This is a genomic window from Nocardioides sp. zg-DK7169, from assembly GCF_013155365.1.
Lineage (GTDB): Bacteria > Actinomycetota > Actinomycetes > Propionibacteriales > Nocardioidaceae > Nocardioides.
In genome coordinates, this window is sequence record NZ_JABJRA010000009.1 from 28913 (window position 1) to 44376 (window position 15464).

The window sequence follows — 15464 nt, forward strand, 5'->3', positions numbered from 1 at the left end:
CCGGTTTCACCCCCTGTTCGCCACGGGCTCCGCCATTTAGCGCACGACGCGTAGCAGAGCTCCCATGCCATGCGCCCGTCACGTCGCAGTCGGGCCCTGAGCCAGGCCCCGAGACCACTACGTGAGCAGTAGGAGGTGCGCACGGACCGCCTGGCGCCGCGCCCTCCTGCTTGACGCTGGTCCTCGCCGACCCCAGCGACACCCGTTGCGGGAGCCGCACTGCAGACCCGAAGCACACCTGCATGGGAGTGGCTGAACACCCCCTTGCTACTCCGTATTGGTGAACCGTGACTACCCCATCCGATCTGCCCTAGCGGGGCGGCGATTCGTTCGTTGGAAGACAAGAACGAAGGAAGGGGTCGCCGGACCGAACGCTCAAGCACCGTCCTCCCTCAGGGGACTGTGATTGGTCGAGCCGTCCGGGCTCTTCCCTGAGAGAAGGAGCACTCACCATGAGCACGAACACGACCGGCGAGATGGATTACAAGACCGCGAAGGCCGTCGCCAAGGCCAAGCGCCCGATCTATAAGAAGAAGCGCTACTGGCTGCTGGCGATCGTGGTCCTCGCCATCCTCATCAGCATCGCGAACGGGGGCGGCAGCGACTCCGAAGAGCCGGAGGCTGCGAAGGATGCCGGTTCCACCTCGCAGGCCGACAAGCCGAAGAAGGACGAGAAGCCGGCTGACAAGGCCGAGCCGACTGAGGCGCCCGAGCCCGAGATGACCTCGGGGCAGGAGCGCGCGATCGACGCGGCCGAGTCCTACCTCGACATGACGGCATTCTCCGAGTCCGGCTTGGTGGAGCAACTTGTCTTCGAGGACTACTCCAAGGCCGACGCGGAGTTCGCCGTGAACAACATCGAGGTCGACTGGACCGAGCAGGCCGCGAGGTCGGCGGAGGCCTACCTCGACATGACGTCGTTTTCCAAGACGGGCCTCATCGAGCAGCTTGTCTTCGAGGGCTACACGCAGGAGCAGGCCACCGCGGGCGTCAACGCCGTCTACTGATCCGGGCTGAAGTCCCGCCCGCGGGCGATCGAAAATGGCCCCTGTACCCCGCAGGGGCGCTCTCGCGTTGTCGGCGAGGCCCGGAGTGACAGCAGGCCGGCAACCCGGCCGTACGCAGCACGAACTTGCAGGTGTTCACCGCCGCGAACCCCTGCTGGTCCCCTCAAGGACTACGGTCCAACCGGTGTCCTCGAACAGGATCGCGTCCACGAATGTCGACGCCCTTACCGGTCGGGCACACAGGGCTCTAGCGCATCACATGGAGACGGTTGAGCGCGGCCACCCGCAGCCTGGATGGCCGCGTTCAATCACGCGCGCGTCGCCCCAGGCACCAAACGCGTGGCAAGAGGACCTGGCAGGCACGACGATCGCGAAGTGGCCTGGCAGGCGCCGCGAGACGCACGGCTTGCGGCTGTCGGGTTCCCCACCGAGCACAGCGGGTCAATCGCCGCGCCGAGCCGCGCCGGGCAAGCTAGCTGGCTGCCGCGAAGCGCCTCCAGAATGGCGAGCACTCAGTCCACCGTCGACACCGCGGACCCGCTCGCGCCGACCCGGGGCTGGGAGGGCGAACCGGGGAAGGTGAGCGGCAGGTCGAGCGGGGCGCTCAGCTCGACGGTGACCCGCTGGTCCGCCGAGATCCCCACCCGGAAGGTCAGACCGGGGAAGCGGCCATGCGCGCCGACCTGTTGCAGGTAGTCCGCGACCGAGGCCCGCACGGTCGCCTCGCTGACCCGCAGCCGCTCCTCGGGGACCCCGTCGGTGTAGACGTCGACGCCGGTGGCGCCCAGGTCCGCACCGTGCAGCGCCGCGCCGTCGGCCAGCGAGCTCAGCTCGGAGCGCTGGAGATAGGCGGCCGTCGCGTCGATGACGACCGCGACGGCCAGCGCGAGGACCAGCGCGAACCCGATGATCAGCGGGGAGACCGACCCACCCTCCATGCCCTGCCCACGCGCTCGGAGCGGCGGTAACGGGGGCGTCACCGGACCTCCTGGTACTGCCCGATCGGCACCGTGTGGCTCGCGTCGAGGGCGAACCGGCCGCGCTCGGCCCCGAGCGCGTCGGGCAGCACCGGCAGCGCCACGCTGGAGCTGATGCGCACCGTGATCACCGAGGTCCCGCTGTGGCAGTCGGCGTGCGGTGTGCAGCTCACCTCCACCTGCAGCGGGGCCGAGCCGATCCCCTGGTCGCGCAAGGCCTGGCGCGCCGCCTCCTCCGCGCGCTGCCGTCCCTCCGCATCGCTCGGCGCCAGGGCGTAGGCCCGCCCGGCGGCCCGGGCGGCCGCGCTCACGGCGTACGCGCCGCGCTGCACCTCGAAGACCGACAGCACGATCCACAGCAGCGGCACCAGGAGCAGCAGCCCGAGCCAGACCAGCTCGACCAGCGCGCTGCCCTCTTCACCGCGGTCCCCGAGCCGATGCCCCCGCCGGACGCCGGGCATCACGGCGCCACCTGCGCCGTCTCCTCGACCGCGTGCGCGGTGACCACCACGTCGACGCCCGGACCGCCCAGCCCCAGCGCCGGGACGCTGGCGCGCACCGTCACCTCGATCATCGGCTGGCCGTCCTGCACCACCTGCCGTGCGCTCACGTCGCGCGCAAACCGCCCCGAGACCGCGCCCTCGACCTGGGAGCGCGTGCGCGCGACGCCGTCCGCGGGGCCCCGATCGGCGGTCGCGGCGTACCGCGCACCCTCCGAGGCGGCCGCGGCCAGCGTGTTGCGCACGAAGAGCGTCAGCGCGACCTGCAGAATCCCCAGCACCAGCGGGACCAGCACCAGCACGACCAGCACGAAGTCCGCGACGGCGCTGCCGCGCTCGCCCGCGTCCGGTGGTCGAGCCCGGCCAGCCCCCGCGGGCACTACTGCACCTTGGACAGCGCGTTGGTCAACATCCTGGTCAGCTGCGGTTGGGCGACGGCGGTGATCGCACCGACCAGACCGACCGTCATCAGGGTGACGAGCACCCACCCGGGTACGTCGCCGCGCTCGTCGCGGCGCCCACGCGCCACCACGAGCGTGGCCTGCAGCCTGACCAGGAGAAGCAGGAGGTGGGTCATGAGGGGCTCCGATCTGTCCGGGTTCGCGGGGGGGGGGGTAAAGCAGGGTCTGGAGTGGTCAGGGAGTGGTCAACGAGAGCCCGACGGCGCCCGGCCAGAACGCAAAGAGCACGGTCACCGGGAGCACGAGAAAGACGACGGGCACCATCATCGCGACCTCCTTGCGGGCCGCGACCTCGATCAGCTCACGCCGGCCCGCCTCGCGGACGTCGGCGGCCTGCGCGTGCAGGACGTCGGCCAGCGGGGTGCCGCGCTCGGAGGCAACGGCGATGCCCTGGGCGAAGCGAGCTACCAGCGGGAGCCCGCTGCGCGCGGCCAGGGCGTCGAAGGCGGAGGCCACCGGCTCCCCGGTGCGTACGGCGGCGAGCACCACGGCGAGCTCGTCGGAGAGGTCTCCCCCGCTGCGGCGTACGACGCGGTCCAGCGCCGAGACCGGGCTCTCCCCCGCGGCGACCGCCAGCGCGAGCAGCTCCGCGACCGTCGGGAACTCCTCGAGGATCCGCCGCTCGCGCGCCTTGACCTGCGAGGACAGCCAGGTGTCGCGGGCCAGCACGCCGCACACGAAGGCGACCGCACAGACCAGGAGCGACGCCAGCGCGGCGCCGGGCGCCGTCATCGCGCGCAGCAGCCCCCAGGCCGCCGCGACCGCGAAGCCGGCCAGGCCCCACAGCACCTGCTCGACCCGGAACTCCTGGACCGTGGTCTCGAGACCGGCGCGCTCGAGCCGGCGGCGTACGGACGTGGCGCCGCCGAGCACCCGCTCCACCGCCTCCGCCGCGGAGCGCAACACCGGCCCGAAGACGCCGACCGCGGCGGCCGCGGGCGACGCCGAGGGGGCTGCGGCGGCCGGGCCGGCCCCGTGGCGCGGCAGGTCGCGCACCCACGGCAGCACCCGCTCGGCCAGCGGCACCCGGCGCATCGCGACCAGGCGGGACACGACCAGCAGCAGTCCGCCGGCGAGCGTCGCGCCGAGCACGGCTCCCCACATCGCGAGGCTCACGACAGGATCCGTCGCTCGACCGGTAGCCGTCCGATGCGCATCATCACGCGGTAGGCGACCGCGCAGATCCCGGCGCCCACGACCAGCACGACCACGCCCGCGGGCGTGGCGTAGCGCCGGATTGCCTCGCCCTGGAGCGAGAGCATCAGCAGCACCACCCACGGCGCCGCGACCGCCAGCCGGGCGCCGTTGACCGTCCAGGACTGCCGCGACTCCAGCTCGGAGCGCGTCCGGGCCTCTTCACGCAGGTAGCCCGACAGGTTGCGCAGCAGCCGGCCGAGCTCGCCGCCACCCACCTCACGAGCGATCCGCAGCCCCTCCACGACCCGGTCGCCGACGGGGTCGGACAGCCGGTCCTTGAGCCGGTCGAGGCAGTCGCCGAAGCGGCCGGTGACCTGGTAGTCGAGGGCGAAGGACTGGAACGCCGGCTGGAGCGGCTCGGGCCCGCGGGTGCCCAGCGCGGCCAGCCCGTCCGGGAGCGACATCCCCGCGCGTACGGCCGAGGCGAGGTTGTCGACCGCCTCGGGCCAGACCTCGGCGAACTCCCGCTGGCGCCGGCGCGCGCGGCCGGTGACGACGGCGACCGGCAGGTAGCCGCCGAGCAGGCCGAAGACGAGGGCGACCGGGGCGGTGCGGGAGACGACCTGGATCGCCAACGCGGCCACCATGCCCACGGCCACGCAGAGCAGCACGAAGCCCGGCGCCGACACCCCCTGCAGCCCGGCCCGGGCGAGCAGCCGGGTCACCCGCCCCTCCTCGCGCGGTGCGCGCTCGGGGTGCGGCAGCGCGAACGCCGACCAGATGAGCACCAGCCCGATGCCCACCCCGAGACCGACCAGCGCGCCCATCAGGACGCCCCGCGCTCCTGCTCGGCGACCGAGCCGGGCTCGGCCAGCAGCGCGTGCACGTCGATCCCGGCCCGCTCGTAGAGCTCGACGCGCGGCGGCATCCCCCGGGTCCGCCGCAGGTCACCGCCGCGCCGCTCGAAGATCGGCTCGACCTCGATGACGTCGTTCTCCACCCGACCCGGCACGGCCACGATCTCGTTGACCCGCCGTACGCCGTGCTGGTCGATGCCCAGGTGGACCACGAGGTCCACCGAGGACGCCACGGTCGGCACCACGAAGCGCGCCGAGATGTTCTCCCCGGCCAGGAGCGGCAGCGTGCACATCTTCACCAGCGCCTCGCGGGCGCTGTTGGCGTGCAGTGTCCCCATCCCCGGCAGGCCGGCGTTGAGCGCGAGCAGCAGGTCGAGGCACTCCTCCGCCCGCACCTCCCCCACGATCAGGCGGCTCGGCCGCATCCGCAGGCTCTCCTTGACCAGGTCGCGCAGCCGGATCTCACCGGTGCCCTCCAGCCCGGACTGGCGCGTCTGCATCGGCACCCAGTCCGGGTGCGGGAAGCGCAGCTCGAAGACCTCCTCGACCGAGACGATCCGCTCCCCGCCGGGGATCGCCGCCGCGAGGCAGTTCAACATCGTGGTCTTCCCGGTCTGCGTACAACCCGGTTGCTAACAAGGTGGTTAGCGGCCATCGTTCTCGGCATGCCCGCCACCGCTCGCCGCTGCGCCATCTACGTCCGGATCTCCGTCGCCCAGGAGGCGTCAGTGTCCATCGACCGCCAGGTGGAGGCGGCTGAACAGTACGCCGCCGCTCGCGGTTGGCAGGTCGTCGCGACGTTCCGCGACGAGGGCGTCAGCGCGACCCACAACAAGCCCGAGGACCGCGCCGGGTGGCGGGCGCTGCTGGACTCCCCCGAGAGCTTCGACGCCGTCGTCATCTGGAAGCTCGACCGGCTCGCGCGCCGGGTGCTGGACTTCCACCTCGCCAACGAGGCGCTCCAACAACGGGGCGCGGGAATCGTCGCCGTGGAGAACGCCATCGACATGACGACCCCGGACGGGCGGTTCGTCGCGGGCGTCCTGGCCACCTTCGCGGAGTACGAGGCCGACGCCATCTCGGCGCGCGTCAAGGCCGCGAGGAACCACCTGTTGAAGGCGGGGCGGGTCGTCGGCGGGACCGTGCCATACGGCTGGCGCTCGGTCCCCAACCCCGACGGCAACGGCTACGTCCTGGCCAAGGACCCCGACCGCATCGACTTCGTGCGTGGGGCGGCTGAGCGAGTCGCGGCGGGTGCGTCGATCTACTCGACCGTCCAGTGGCTCAACGAGGTCGGCGCCCCGCTGCCCGGCGTATCGCAGGCGAGCCGCAAGCGCGACGGCTGGGCGTACTCCACGGTCGAGCGACTGCTGCGCAACCCGGTGCTTGCGGGCATGACCGCCTACAACCCCGGCAACGTCAGCAAGCAACGCGGGACGGAGGTCCTCCGCGACCCCGACACCGGCTTGCCCGTCGTGGACGAGTCGGTCGCGATCATGACGCCGCCCGAGTGGCGGGCGATGGTGCAGAAGCTCGACGCGCGCAACACCGCGCAGAGCAAGCCCCGCGCGATGCGCGCCAAGACCTCCGGGCTGCTGTCGGGGCTCGTCTACTGCGGCGAACACGACGGCGAGGCGGTGCGCATGCACCGGGGCACGGTCCAGAACCGGCCCGGCTACTACTGCCCGAGCTGCCACATGGCGATCAGCAACTTCGAGGACGCCGTGGTCGAGGAGTTCCTGCGCCAGCGCGGCGACCAGCTGCGCCTGTCGGTTGTCGAGGAGGTGCACGAGGGCGGGGCGGCGCTGCTGCCCGAGATCGAGCACCGGCTGGCCGAGCTCGGCGCGGCACTCCAGGCCACGGACGATGACGACGAAGCCGACCGGCTCACCGCCGAGATTGCCGGGCTGCGGAAGCTCCGGCGCGAGGCCCGAGCGAAGGCCCCGAGGGTCACTCTCCGCGCCGTCGAAGGCTCGCAGACCTTCGGGGAGGACTGGGCTCAGGCTGGCACCGTCGAAACCCGGAGGGCAGTCCTGGACGACGCCCTCCGGCGCGTGTGGGTGCGACGCGGCCGACCGGGGCGACGTACTCCGGCGCAGCTGCTCGCGCGGCTCACCTTCGACTGGCATCCGGCTGGCCAGGTCGAGGCCCCGACCGATGAGGACCTGGCTTACTGGGCGGACTAGGCGACGCTACGAAACGTGAATCGGAGTCTCCGCATCGGAGTTCTCCCGCACGCCGTACCGCGACCGGAAGTTTCGGAACTCTCCGTTCTTGGCAGCTGCCATGGCGTCGAGGATCGGGCTGGTGACCTCCCCAGCGACGAGCGGCGCCCAGGTCTTCTCGGTCGCCTCGTGTGATCGCTTGATCCCGTCCCACAGAAGCCACGGCGGCACCAACACGAACGCCAGTGCGAGCGGCGACCAAGCCACAGCCAGGATCCCGGTGAGCACGATGAGTGGCCAGAAGATCGACATCCGAAGCTCGGCTTCGACCTTGAGGCGGTCGATCTCCGCGTAGACCTCGGGGAACCGCATCTGGATGCGGACCTCTACCGCCGGGCGCTCATCCTTAACCTCGCGGACGAAGTTCTCGCTCAAGCTCGACCGAAGCTGGTCCGAATTGATGCCGTAAGCAGGGTGGGACTCGACGGTGTCCGCAGCGTAGAAACCCTCGAAGCCGTTCGGAGCGTTACAGCCACCGTCGAACGAGCGCATGACCGGGACGTGCCCATCGGACAGCATCGCCTGAAACTCGTTGTGCAACCAGCCATCTACGGCCTGCCACCGAATGCCTTCCGACTGGCACCAGCTGCGCGCTCGATTGACCGGTCGGCGGTAGGACCACTTGTCGCGCCACTTCTTCCACAGCCAGCGATGGCGCCGCTTGGCTGGCGCGCGATCTTCGTCCAGGCGGTCGATCATGCGGGCGACCCACGGCCGGAACCGCACCACCAACGGTTCGATCGGCGACTTCCGTACGACGAGGAGACTGCCTACGAGGTACACGAGCAGCGCAGCGGCGCCAAGCCACACCGTCGAGGGCAGTTGGTCGAGGCGGAAGTCCGACACGAAATCGCTGGTGGCATTGCTATCCGAGATGGGCCTTCCGACGAGCAGCCACAGGCACGCTGCCCACAGAAGCCCAGTCACCAGCGGCGTGCGGAACTCGCGAACGCCAGGAAGCAGGGTCGAGAGCATGCAGGCAGATTAGTTCTGAGCACCGACAGTCGGCTGGCAACTAGCACATCTCAACCTCATCCCAGCGATTACTGCCCATATGCAGAACTAACGCCTGCGGCTCAACCCGGCGCGATATCGTTGTCACCACGAACAAGGGCTACGAGCTGCACGGCAGCGGTACCAGGTAGGCGCCCCACCGGGGACGAACCTGAGAGCGCGTGTGGCCCGGCGTCGGCGGTCAGGCGAGAGCGCCGGGCCAGGGCAGGTCGGACACCTGATCCACACCGACGTCGGAGAGTGCGCCGTCCACAGCGGAGGGACGGCAGACAGCTCCCGGAAAGAGCAGTGGCGGCCCGCCACCAGTGAAGGACTCGCCATCATGGCCGAGCCTCAGAACCTCCTCGCTGCACGGATGCAGGTCGCTCGCGTCGCCCGTGCGACTCACGGCGCCGACCAGACCGAGATCAACGCGGCGCGCACCAGCTACGCCACTGCGAAGCTCGACGTCGCGATCCGTCAGACGATGCGCAACTCCGCCAAGGGCGCCCCCCTCGATGACTCGCAGGTCGCCCACCTCTGTGGGCTCCTGCTGGCCGAGGCGGGCGTGAAGTACGAGGCGTTGCAGCTCATCGAGCCCGTCATCCGCGCGGCGGTCGTCGCGGCGCAGGGCGGTGAAGCGTGAGCACCTACACGAGCCTCGCCCACAACAGTGGGCGCCGTCGGGCCACCGACCGTCAGCAGCCGCGCAAGTCGAAGCGCGAGCACGCCGAGCACACCGACAAGTACGCCGAGGAGCTGATGGCCGCGAGGCTGTCCGAGCTGGTGCGGCACTTCAATGGCGAGGAGGCCGACCGTGGCTAGCCCGTACGACGCTGCCGACGACTACCGGGCCGCGGGCTGGCTCGGCACCGTGATCCTGCCGCGCCGCAAGAAGTCCCCGCCGCCGACCGGCTTCACCGGCTACGACGGCACTGACCCGGACGACGCGCAGGTGGCCGCGTGGCGCCGCCGTGGGGGCAACATCGGTCTGCGCCTGCCCTCCGACGTGATCGGCCTCGACGTCGACGCCTACGACGACAAGCACGGCGGCAAGGTGCTGGCCGAGGCCGAGGCGCGGTTGGGCAAGCTGCCGCCCACGTGGCGCTCGACCTCGCGCGACACCGACTTCGTGAGCGGCATCCGCTACTACCGGGTGCCGCCCGGTCGCCGCTGGGCCAACGTGCTCGGTGAGCACGTCGAGCTCATCCACCACGGCCACCGGTTCGCCGTCGCTCCGCCGTCGGTCCACCCGGCGGGTGGTGAGTACGGCTGGTGGGACCCCGACGGGCTGCCCACCCACGACATCCCCACCGTGGCCGAGCTGGCCTCCCTGCCGGACGCCTGGGTGGCCGAGCTCGACAGGGGCGATGCTGCCGACCACGACCGCAAGGCAGAGGTTGACCGGGCCGACGTCGACGCGTGGGTGGCCGAGCTCCCCGACGAGGATGTGCACCCTGCCGTCGGAGAGGTGTTGGCCAACGCTGCCATGGCGCTCAGCGTCGCGGCCAGCCGCCACGACACCACGGCGACGCTGATGCTCGACCTGGTCCGCAAGGGCGAGCAGGGCCTCGTCGGTGTGCCCACGGCGCTCGACACCTTGGAAGCCATGTTCACCACGGCGTTGGGCGGCGAGCGCGACGCCCAGGGCGAGTGGTCGCGGCTGCTGGTCGGCGCCTACGGCATCGTCAAGGCGAACCCGACGCCCACGGCGGCTGAGGTCTTTGATGATCTGGCCGACGACCTGTTCGACGCCACCCCGGTGCTGCGCCGCATCCGCGACGCGGCGCACTCGCGGCTCGTCGGGTCGCAGGCGCTGCTCTGCTACGTGCTGGCGCGGGTGCTGGCCGAGCTGCCGCCGGGCGTGGCCCTGCCGCCCGTCGTCGGCGGGCGAGCTTCGCTCAACCTGGGCGTGGCGGTCGTGGGTGGCTCGGGCGCCGGTAAGAGCGCGCTGCTCGCTGTCTCGCGGGACCTGCTGGGCGACGTCGGGCAGTGGCAGGAGGACATCGAGCGCAACGTCGGCTCTGGCGAGGGCTTGGTGCAGACGTTCCTCCGCAAGGGCTCCGGGCGCGACTTGGTGCTCATCGACTACCCGCACCGCATCCTCACCGTCGATGAGATCGACTCGCTCGGCGCGACCCAGCGCCGTAGCGGGGCGACCATCGCCCCGACGATCCGCTCGGCGCTGACCGGGGGCACGCTCGGGCAGGCCAACGCCTCCGCGGAGCGCAACCGCCACGTGCGGGCCAACAGCTACCGGCTGGTGATGCTGCTCGGGGTCCAGCCCACGCGGTCGGCGGCACTGCTGGACGACGCCGACGCGGGCACGCCCCAGCGGCTCGTGTGGGTGCAGGCGGTGGACCCGTCGCTGCCCGACGCCGACGTGCCGTGGCCCGGCGCCCTCGACTGGCATCCGCCGGCCGATCTGCCCGAGGTCATCGACTACCCCGAGCACGTCCGAGCCGAGGTCCGGGCCGCGCGGCGCGCCCAGCTCCGCGACGCGGGCGCCGACCCGCTGGCCGGGCACAAGCTCCTGACCCGATTGAAGGTGGCGGCGGCGCTGGCGCTGCTGCACGGCGAGGTCGCGATTAACGACCAGTGGTGGGAGCTGGCCGGGGTCGTGATCGACATGTCGGCGGCTGTCCAGGTCCAGTGCAAGCGCACGTTGTCGACCCAGCACCAGGAGGGCCACGACGCCGTTGCGGTGACCAAGGCGCGGGCCGAGGATGCCGCCGACGAGGACCGCGTCAAGCGGGCCGCGCAGGCCATCACCAAGACGCTCCAGACGGCGGGCGGCGAGTGGGTCGTGTGGGACAAGGTCCGCCCGCGGATCACTCTGCGCCCGTACGCCGACGAGGCGGTGGACCGCCTGGTGGCCAGCGGCACGGTTGAGGTCGAGCACTACACGAGCCCGAAGGGTGTCGAGTCGCGCAGGCTGCGCCACGCGGGCGGGTGACGGCCGAAGCCCGGTACACCGGTACGCGTACCGGGCTACGGGCCTGTGCCACTGCCTTATCGAATCGACTCGTATCTGTATCTGGTGAGGTCAGAGAACAGATTGGTCGTCGGCGGGTCGGCGTGTTCTACCGGCGTTGCCCGGTACGCGTACCGGACGTACCGGGCTACCGGGCGGCTCGTCCGGGTGTCTGCGAGCTGCCCAGTGGGCGGGGAGGCCGGGTGGTTTGGATGGTGGGCGGACGAGCCGCGCGGACCTAGCCGGACGCCCGGCGCACGCTGCACCCCTCACGCACGCGCGAGAGAGAAGCCCTCCGGCGCTCGGTTGTCACCCCACTGGCCCGGCCAGAGAGTTCGTCGTAAGCCAGTCCTACAGGACCGGCTTACGGCTACCCGAGGAGCGACCATGAACGTCGGCATCTATACCCGCGTCAGCACCACCGGCCAGGTGGACGGCGAGTCCCTGCCCGAGCAGGAGCGGAACGGGCGAGCTTGGGCCGAGGCCCACGGCCACCACGTGCTCGCGGTCTACACCGACGCGGGCCGCTCCGGGGCGCTCCCGGTCACCGAGCGCCCTGGGTTGGCCGAGGCCCTGGAAGCCCTTGAGACGGGCGCTCTCGACGGTCTCGTGATGCGCGACCTGGACCGGCTCGCCCGCGAGGTCACCGTCCAGGAGGCGGTGCTCGCGCAGGTGTGGCTGACGCCCGGCGCCACGGTCTTCACCTTCCACGGCGAGGTCCAGCGCGACGACCCGGACGACCCGATGCGCACGGCCATGCGGCAGATGGCGGGCGTCTTCGCTGGCCTGGAGCGGCGCGTGATCGTCAAGCGCCTGCGCGACGGGCGCCGCGCCAAGGCCCGCAAGGGCCAGCACGCCAACGGTCCCGCCCCGTACGGCTGGCGCTCCGCCGACGGCGAGCTGTTCCCGGTGCCCGCCGAGCAGGCGGTCCTCGCCCTGATGCGTGACCTCCGAGCCGACGGGCTGCGGCAGGCCGAGGTCGCGGAAGCTCTCAACGCCGAAGGCCACCCGACCCGCAACGGCGGGCCGTGGACGCAGCCCGTGGTCGGGCGCATCCTCGCCCGAGAGGCCGCGCTCACGCCGGAGCAGTGTGCCTACCGAGCGGACCGCCGCTCCGTCCGTGCTCACGGCTCACCCGCCGACTAGGACCGTTCGCCAAAGTCCTCGCTCATTGACTCAACCGATAGTCAGCGTGCCGTCATACGCCGGATCGAGCGCAACGAGCTGCGGGTCCGAAACCTCGTTACCGAGCAGCCCCACATCCACTAGCGCGCCGATGATGTTCGCCTTCTTCGGGACCATGAAGGCGTAGGTCATCTCGGAGGTAAAGCCCGGCTGCAGCTGCGCGTTGCACTCGGGGTTATCCCGCATCTCGTGAAGGCTCTGGACGGGGTCGTACTCCTGGAAGTCCTCGTTGAAGACCTTGATGTCGATGGGGAAGCTGCACGTCAGGTCCATCGACTCGGTCGAGTTGTTCTTGATGACGGTGTCCAGCACGACGAACGTGCCGCCACGCGCGGGCTTCTGCTGAGTCCAAGTCTCGTAACCGCTGCCCGACTGGTAGCCCGACTGGTTGACCTCCAAGGTCTCCGCCTTGCGGACGTTGCGGATCGTCATCACGAACCCCGGAGCCTTGATCCGGTCGCCCACACCGTAGTTGTCGACCGCTGGCTCCGGTTCGGGCGTCGGCGTGCTGGCTTCCGAGGGGGACGCCGAGCCGGTTGAGCCGCTGGCCTGCGCCGTCTCGCCCACCTCGCTGTCATCGTCGCTCCCGCAGCCCGAGAGCGCGAGAAGAACTACAGCCACTGCCGCCAACCTCGTTCGCATGGCCGTAATCGAAGCAGCAGAAGGTAAAGGCCCGCAGGAGATCGCCCGATCCCCCGCTCAGATCACTGAGCTTGTCGCTGCAGCGCCCATGCCCCATCGTTCATCCCGAGCGGTCCTCATCCCTGGCCCTCTCGGTGCAGCCATCTCCCGGCTGACCTCGCCGCCCGCGACCGTTCAGCCGGTCGCGGGCGGTGGTGTTTCCCCACGGGGCCTCATTGAGCTACCGCGAGGCGCGCATCCGGCCTATCGTTCGACTCAGGTCGCTCAGTCGGCCAGCACGCGCAGGTGGGCGCGGGCCAGTAGGCCAACCCACCAGGCGCCCTCGCGGGCGCGGGCAGTCGCCCAGGACGCAGTCGAGCTTCGGCTCCTGCGTGGTGCAGGAGCACCGGCCCTAACCGACTCACCCGACCCGCAAGGAGAAGCCACCATGGCTCGCGGATACAACGCTTGGGCGGACGTTCGGCGGACCACCGCCGACGGTCGCGACATCAACGAGCTCTACGACGAGCTCACCGCCGCCGCGCAGCTCGCAAACGAGCAGCAGCAGCGGTTCCTGGATCTGTTCACGTACAACACCAGCGCCCCGGTCGTCTCGGTCCTGCAGACGCTCGGCGCGGGTGACGCGGCCTTCGAGGAGGCCAGCGAGTACGGCATCGCAACGAGCAAGCGGACGGCGCACGACACGCTCAACATGGGCGCCACCTTCAAGTGGTACGACAACCGGTGGGCCGCGACCTGGCGCTACCTGGCCGACGCGACCTCCGCGGAGATCGAGGCCAGCACCAACGCGATCCTCGCCGCCGACCAGGACCTCATCTTCCGTGAGGTCATGCGGACGATCTTCAACCCGGCGAACCGCAAGGTCACCGACCGGAAGACCAACACCGTCTACGACGTGTTCGCGTTCGCGAACGGCGACGGCTGGGTGCCCCCGGAGTACGCGGGGAACACCTTCAACGGCTCGCACACCCACTACCGGACCTCCCACGCGGACACCGTCGCGAGCGCGGACCTGGACGAGATCCTCGACGACTTCAAGAGCCACGGTTACAGCGCCGAGAACGGCTCGCAGATCGTCCTCTTCGTCAACGCGGCCGAGGCCAACGTCATCGGCGGCTTCCGGGTCGCCAGCGGCGCACGAGCCGACTTCATCCCCTCGCAGGGTCAGCGGTTCTTCGCCAACGAGGGCGACCTGGTCGGCTCGCAGGTGGCCTCCACGTTCGCGGGCTTCCCCGTCAAGGGCAGCTACGACGAGGCGCTCGTCATCGAGTCGAGCCGCATCCCTGCCGGGTACGTCGCGGCGATGGTGTCGGGCGGCTCGCTCGTGCCGAGCAACCCGATCATGTTCCGCCAGCACGAGCGGATCCAGGGCCTCCAGCTGATCCCCGGCGCCGAGACGTACCCGCTCCAGGACAGCTACTGGACCCGTGGATTCGGCACCGGTGTCCGACACCGCCTCGCGGGCCTCGTCATGCAGATCACCACCAACACCACGTACGCGCCCCCGGCGCTGTACGTCGGCTGAGCCAGGAAGGACAGCGGACGTGGCTGCTCGATACGACAAGTACGACCCGAAGTCCGGCGGCTTCCGCGCGAAGCTCGACGCGGCGCTGACCGGTGAGAACGTCGGCGTCCCGCTGGGCGTCGGCCTGAACGCCAACGGTCGCGTCGTCGTGGGTGCCGGCAACTCGGGCGTCCGTGGCGTCCTGGTGGTGGACCACCCGATGGACGCGGGCGACCCCGTCGACGTCATGACCTCCGGTGAGGTCGTGGACGTCGAGGACCTCACCGCTGGCACGGCGTACAGCGCCGCCGCCGACGGCTCGCTCGGCACCGAGGAGACCGACACCCCGGTCGGCTTCACCGCCGAGGCCACCCGGCTCGTCGTCCGGGTCTGATGCACCGGTCCGGTGGGGGCCTGGCTTGGACCTCCACCGGATCGGCTTCCAAGCCGCTCCAAGCCACCCCGAAGGAGTCACGATGACCATGGCCACCAACCCCACCGACATCATCGAAAACGCGATCCGCGACGGCGCCGAGCTGGTGGAGTGGGCCGAGCCCAACACCGCCGCCCTGGCCGACGACGACACCGAGTACGCCGCCCTCGCGGCTCTCGGCGGGCCTCTCGCCCCCGAGCTGGCCTTCGGCGTGCCCCTCCTCCGGTTCGCCAACCTCGACCTGCCTGCGGTGCCGCTGATCCAGGCGGTCATGAGCCCGCCGAAGCACCGTGCCACGGACTGCGACCGCTGCCGCAACCCCATCGGGCGCGGGATGCGGAGCTACGACCTGTGGGTGCCGATGGGCGCCTCGGTCGTGGCTGTCACCACGTGCGGCTACTGCCACGACGTCCTCAACGACGTCACCGCGTGCGACCTGGTGTGGCGGTAGCCATGCCTGGCCGGGGCGTGACTCACTCCGAGGACTGGTGGGCGACCCGTCGCCCCGCCCACGTCCTCCGCTGCACCGCGAGCTTGAAGCGGGACGGCTCGCAGTGTCGCCGCGAGGC

17 protein-coding genes and 1 pseudogene are annotated in these 15464 nt (G+C 70.9%); 9 read left to right on the plus strand and 9 right to left on the minus strand.

The genetic code is table 11. The features are described 5' to 3' along the window. Positions 1-452 precede the first annotated feature (452 nt). Entirely contained in the window at positions 453-1007 is a 555-nt protein-coding gene (locus HOQ23_RS13950) for an Ltp family lipoprotein (protein ID WP_172215224.1), read from the plus strand. Positions 1008-1519: 512 nt separating this feature from the next. On the opposite strand, the gene HOQ23_RS13955 is transcribed toward HOQ23_RS13950, so the two are convergent. The 7 genes and pseudogenes from HOQ23_RS13955 to HOQ23_RS13985 all read right to left on the minus strand — a co-directional run. Next, positions 1520-1945, minus strand: coding sequence for a pilus assembly protein TadG-related protein (locus tag HOQ23_RS13955; RefSeq protein WP_172215225.1), 426 nt, complete (start codon positions 1943-1945; stop codon positions 1520-1522). Positions 1946-1983: 38 nt separating this feature from the next. Beyond that, on the minus strand, positions 1984-2445 hold the full coding sequence (locus HOQ23_RS13960) for a hypothetical protein (RefSeq protein WP_172215226.1): 462 nt from the start codon (positions 2443-2445) through the stop codon (positions 1984-1986). After that, positions 2445-2864 carry a TadE/TadG family type IV pilus assembly protein gene (locus tag HOQ23_RS13965; protein WP_172215227.1) on the minus strand — a complete coding sequence of 140 codons (420 nt, stop codon included), beginning with the start codon at positions 2862-2864 and terminating at the stop codon, positions 2445-2447. Before HOQ23_RS13965 ends, HOQ23_RS13960 begins: the two co-directional genes overlap by 1 nt. After that, positions 2864-3061 carry a hypothetical protein gene (locus HOQ23_RS13970; RefSeq protein WP_172215228.1) on the minus strand — a complete coding sequence of 66 codons (198 nt, stop codon included), beginning with the start codon at positions 3059-3061 and terminating at the stop codon, positions 2864-2866. Before HOQ23_RS13970 ends, HOQ23_RS13965 begins: the two co-directional genes overlap by 1 nt. Before the next feature lie 58 nt (positions 3062-3119). Beyond that, complete coding sequence (locus tag HOQ23_RS13975; protein ID WP_172215229.1) at positions 3120-4061, minus strand: type II secretion system F family protein; 942 nt, start codon at positions 4059-4061, stop codon at positions 3120-3122. After that, positions 4058-4909, minus strand: coding sequence for a type II secretion system F family protein (locus HOQ23_RS13980; protein WP_172215230.1), 852 nt, complete (start codon positions 4907-4909; stop codon positions 4058-4060). Before HOQ23_RS13980 ends, HOQ23_RS13975 begins: the two co-directional genes overlap by 4 nt. Further along, positions 4909-5553 (minus strand): annotated as a pseudogene (locus HOQ23_RS13985) (CpaF family protein); the annotation flags it as partial. The pseudogene HOQ23_RS13985 and the gene HOQ23_RS13980, both read right to left, overlap by 1 nt. Positions 5554-5604: 51 nt before the next feature. Here HOQ23_RS13985 and HOQ23_RS13990 point away from each other — a divergent pair. Further along, the gene (locus HOQ23_RS13990) at positions 5605-7125 is read left to right on the plus strand and encodes a recombinase family protein (protein ID WP_172215231.1); all 1521 of its coding nucleotides are present in this window, start codon (positions 5605-5607) and stop codon (positions 7123-7125) included. Between the two features lie 6 nt (positions 7126-7131). Here the strand turns inward: HOQ23_RS13990 and HOQ23_RS13995 are convergent, their stop codons facing one another. Then, a complete protein-coding gene (locus tag HOQ23_RS13995; RefSeq protein WP_172215232.1) occupies positions 7132-8139 on the minus strand; it encodes a hypothetical protein in 1008 nt (335 codons plus the stop codon). Between the two features lie 361 nt (positions 8140-8500). Here HOQ23_RS13995 and HOQ23_RS14000 point away from each other — a divergent pair, with 361 nt between their 5' ends. The 4 genes from HOQ23_RS14000 to HOQ23_RS14015 all read left to right on the plus strand — a co-directional run bounded on the left by HOQ23_RS14000 (position 8501) and on the right by HOQ23_RS14015 (position 12277). Beyond that, a complete protein-coding gene (locus tag HOQ23_RS14000) occupies positions 8501-8803 on the plus strand; it encodes a hypothetical protein (RefSeq protein WP_172215233.1) in 303 nt (100 codons plus the stop codon). After that, positions 8800-8982: a hypothetical protein gene (locus HOQ23_RS14005; protein ID WP_172215234.1), complete on the plus strand. Its 183-nt coding sequence runs from the start codon at positions 8800-8802 to the stop codon at positions 8980-8982. Before HOQ23_RS14000 ends, HOQ23_RS14005 begins: the two co-directional genes overlap by 4 nt. Then, on the plus strand, positions 8975-11113 hold the full coding sequence (locus HOQ23_RS14010) for a bifunctional DNA primase/polymerase (RefSeq protein ID WP_172215235.1): 2139 nt from the start codon (positions 8975-8977) through the stop codon (positions 11111-11113). Before HOQ23_RS14005 ends, HOQ23_RS14010 begins: the two co-directional genes overlap by 8 nt. A gap of 405 nt (positions 11114-11518) precedes the next feature. Beyond that, positions 11519-12277, plus strand: coding sequence for a recombinase family protein (locus tag HOQ23_RS14015; RefSeq protein ID WP_172215236.1), 759 nt, complete (start codon positions 11519-11521; stop codon positions 12275-12277). A 30-nt stretch (positions 12278-12307) separates the two neighbouring features. On the opposite strand, the gene HOQ23_RS14020 is transcribed toward HOQ23_RS14015, so the two are convergent. Beyond that, a complete protein-coding gene (locus HOQ23_RS14020) occupies positions 12308-12937 on the minus strand; it encodes a DUF4352 domain-containing protein (RefSeq protein WP_172215237.1) in 630 nt (209 codons plus the stop codon). A 448-nt stretch (positions 12938-13385) separates the two neighbouring features. On the opposite strand from HOQ23_RS14020, the gene HOQ23_RS14025 reads away from it, so the two are divergent. The 3 genes from HOQ23_RS14025 to HOQ23_RS14035 all read left to right on the plus strand — a co-directional run bounded on the left by HOQ23_RS14025 (position 13386) and on the right by HOQ23_RS14035 (position 15346). Then, entirely contained in the window at positions 13386-14483 is a 1098-nt protein-coding gene (locus HOQ23_RS14025) for a hypothetical protein (protein ID WP_172215238.1), read from the plus strand. A gap of 19 nt (positions 14484-14502) precedes the next feature. Next, complete coding sequence (locus HOQ23_RS14030) at positions 14503-14856, plus strand: hypothetical protein (RefSeq protein WP_172215239.1); 354 nt, start codon at positions 14503-14505, stop codon at positions 14854-14856. Positions 14857-14938: 82 nt separating this feature from the next. Further along, the gene (locus HOQ23_RS14035) at positions 14939-15346 is read left to right on the plus strand and encodes a hypothetical protein (RefSeq protein ID WP_172215240.1); all 408 of its coding nucleotides are present in this window, start codon (positions 14939-14941) and stop codon (positions 15344-15346) included. The last annotated feature ends 118 nt before the right edge of the window (positions 15347-15464 follow it).

What these genes read in the sequence shown, in the direction of transcription:
- HOQ23_RS13950 (WP_172215224.1), top strand. Translation starts at nt 453, where the DNA reads ATGAGCACGAACACGACCGGCGAGATGGATTACAAGACCGCGAAGGCC.
- HOQ23_RS13955 (WP_172215225.1), bottom strand. Translation starts at nt 1,945, where the DNA reads ATGGAGGGTGGGTCGGTCTCCCCGCTGATCATCGGGTTCGCGCTGGTC.
- HOQ23_RS13960 (WP_172215226.1), bottom strand. Translation starts at nt 2,445, where the DNA reads ATGCCCGGCGTCCGGCGGGGGCATCGGCTCGGGGACCGCGGTGAAGAG.
- HOQ23_RS13970 (WP_172215228.1), bottom strand. Translation starts at nt 3,061, where the DNA reads ATGACCCACCTCCTGCTTCTCCTGGTCAGGCTGCAGGCCACGCTCGTG.
- HOQ23_RS13980 (WP_172215230.1), bottom strand. Translation starts at nt 4,909, where the DNA reads ATGGGCGCGCTGGTCGGTCTCGGGGTGGGCATCGGGCTGGTGCTCATC.
- HOQ23_RS13990 (WP_172215231.1), top strand. Translation starts at nt 5,605, where the DNA reads ATGCCCGCCACCGCTCGCCGCTGCGCCATCTACGTCCGGATCTCCGTC.
- HOQ23_RS13995 (WP_172215232.1), bottom strand. Translation starts at nt 8,139, where the DNA reads ATGCTCTCGACCCTGCTTCCTGGCGTTCGCGAGTTCCGCACGCCGCTG.
- HOQ23_RS14000 (WP_172215233.1), top strand. Translation starts at nt 8,501, where the DNA reads ATGGCCGAGCCTCAGAACCTCCTCGCTGCACGGATGCAGGTCGCTCGC.
- HOQ23_RS14015 (WP_172215236.1), top strand. Translation starts at nt 11,519, where the DNA reads ATGAACGTCGGCATCTATACCCGCGTCAGCACCACCGGCCAGGTGGAC.
- HOQ23_RS14025 (WP_172215238.1), top strand. Translation starts at nt 13,386, where the DNA reads ATGGCTCGCGGATACAACGCTTGGGCGGACGTTCGGCGGACCACCGCC.
- HOQ23_RS14035 (WP_172215240.1), top strand. Translation starts at nt 14,939, where the DNA reads ATGACCATGGCCACCAACCCCACCGACATCATCGAAAACGCGATCCGC.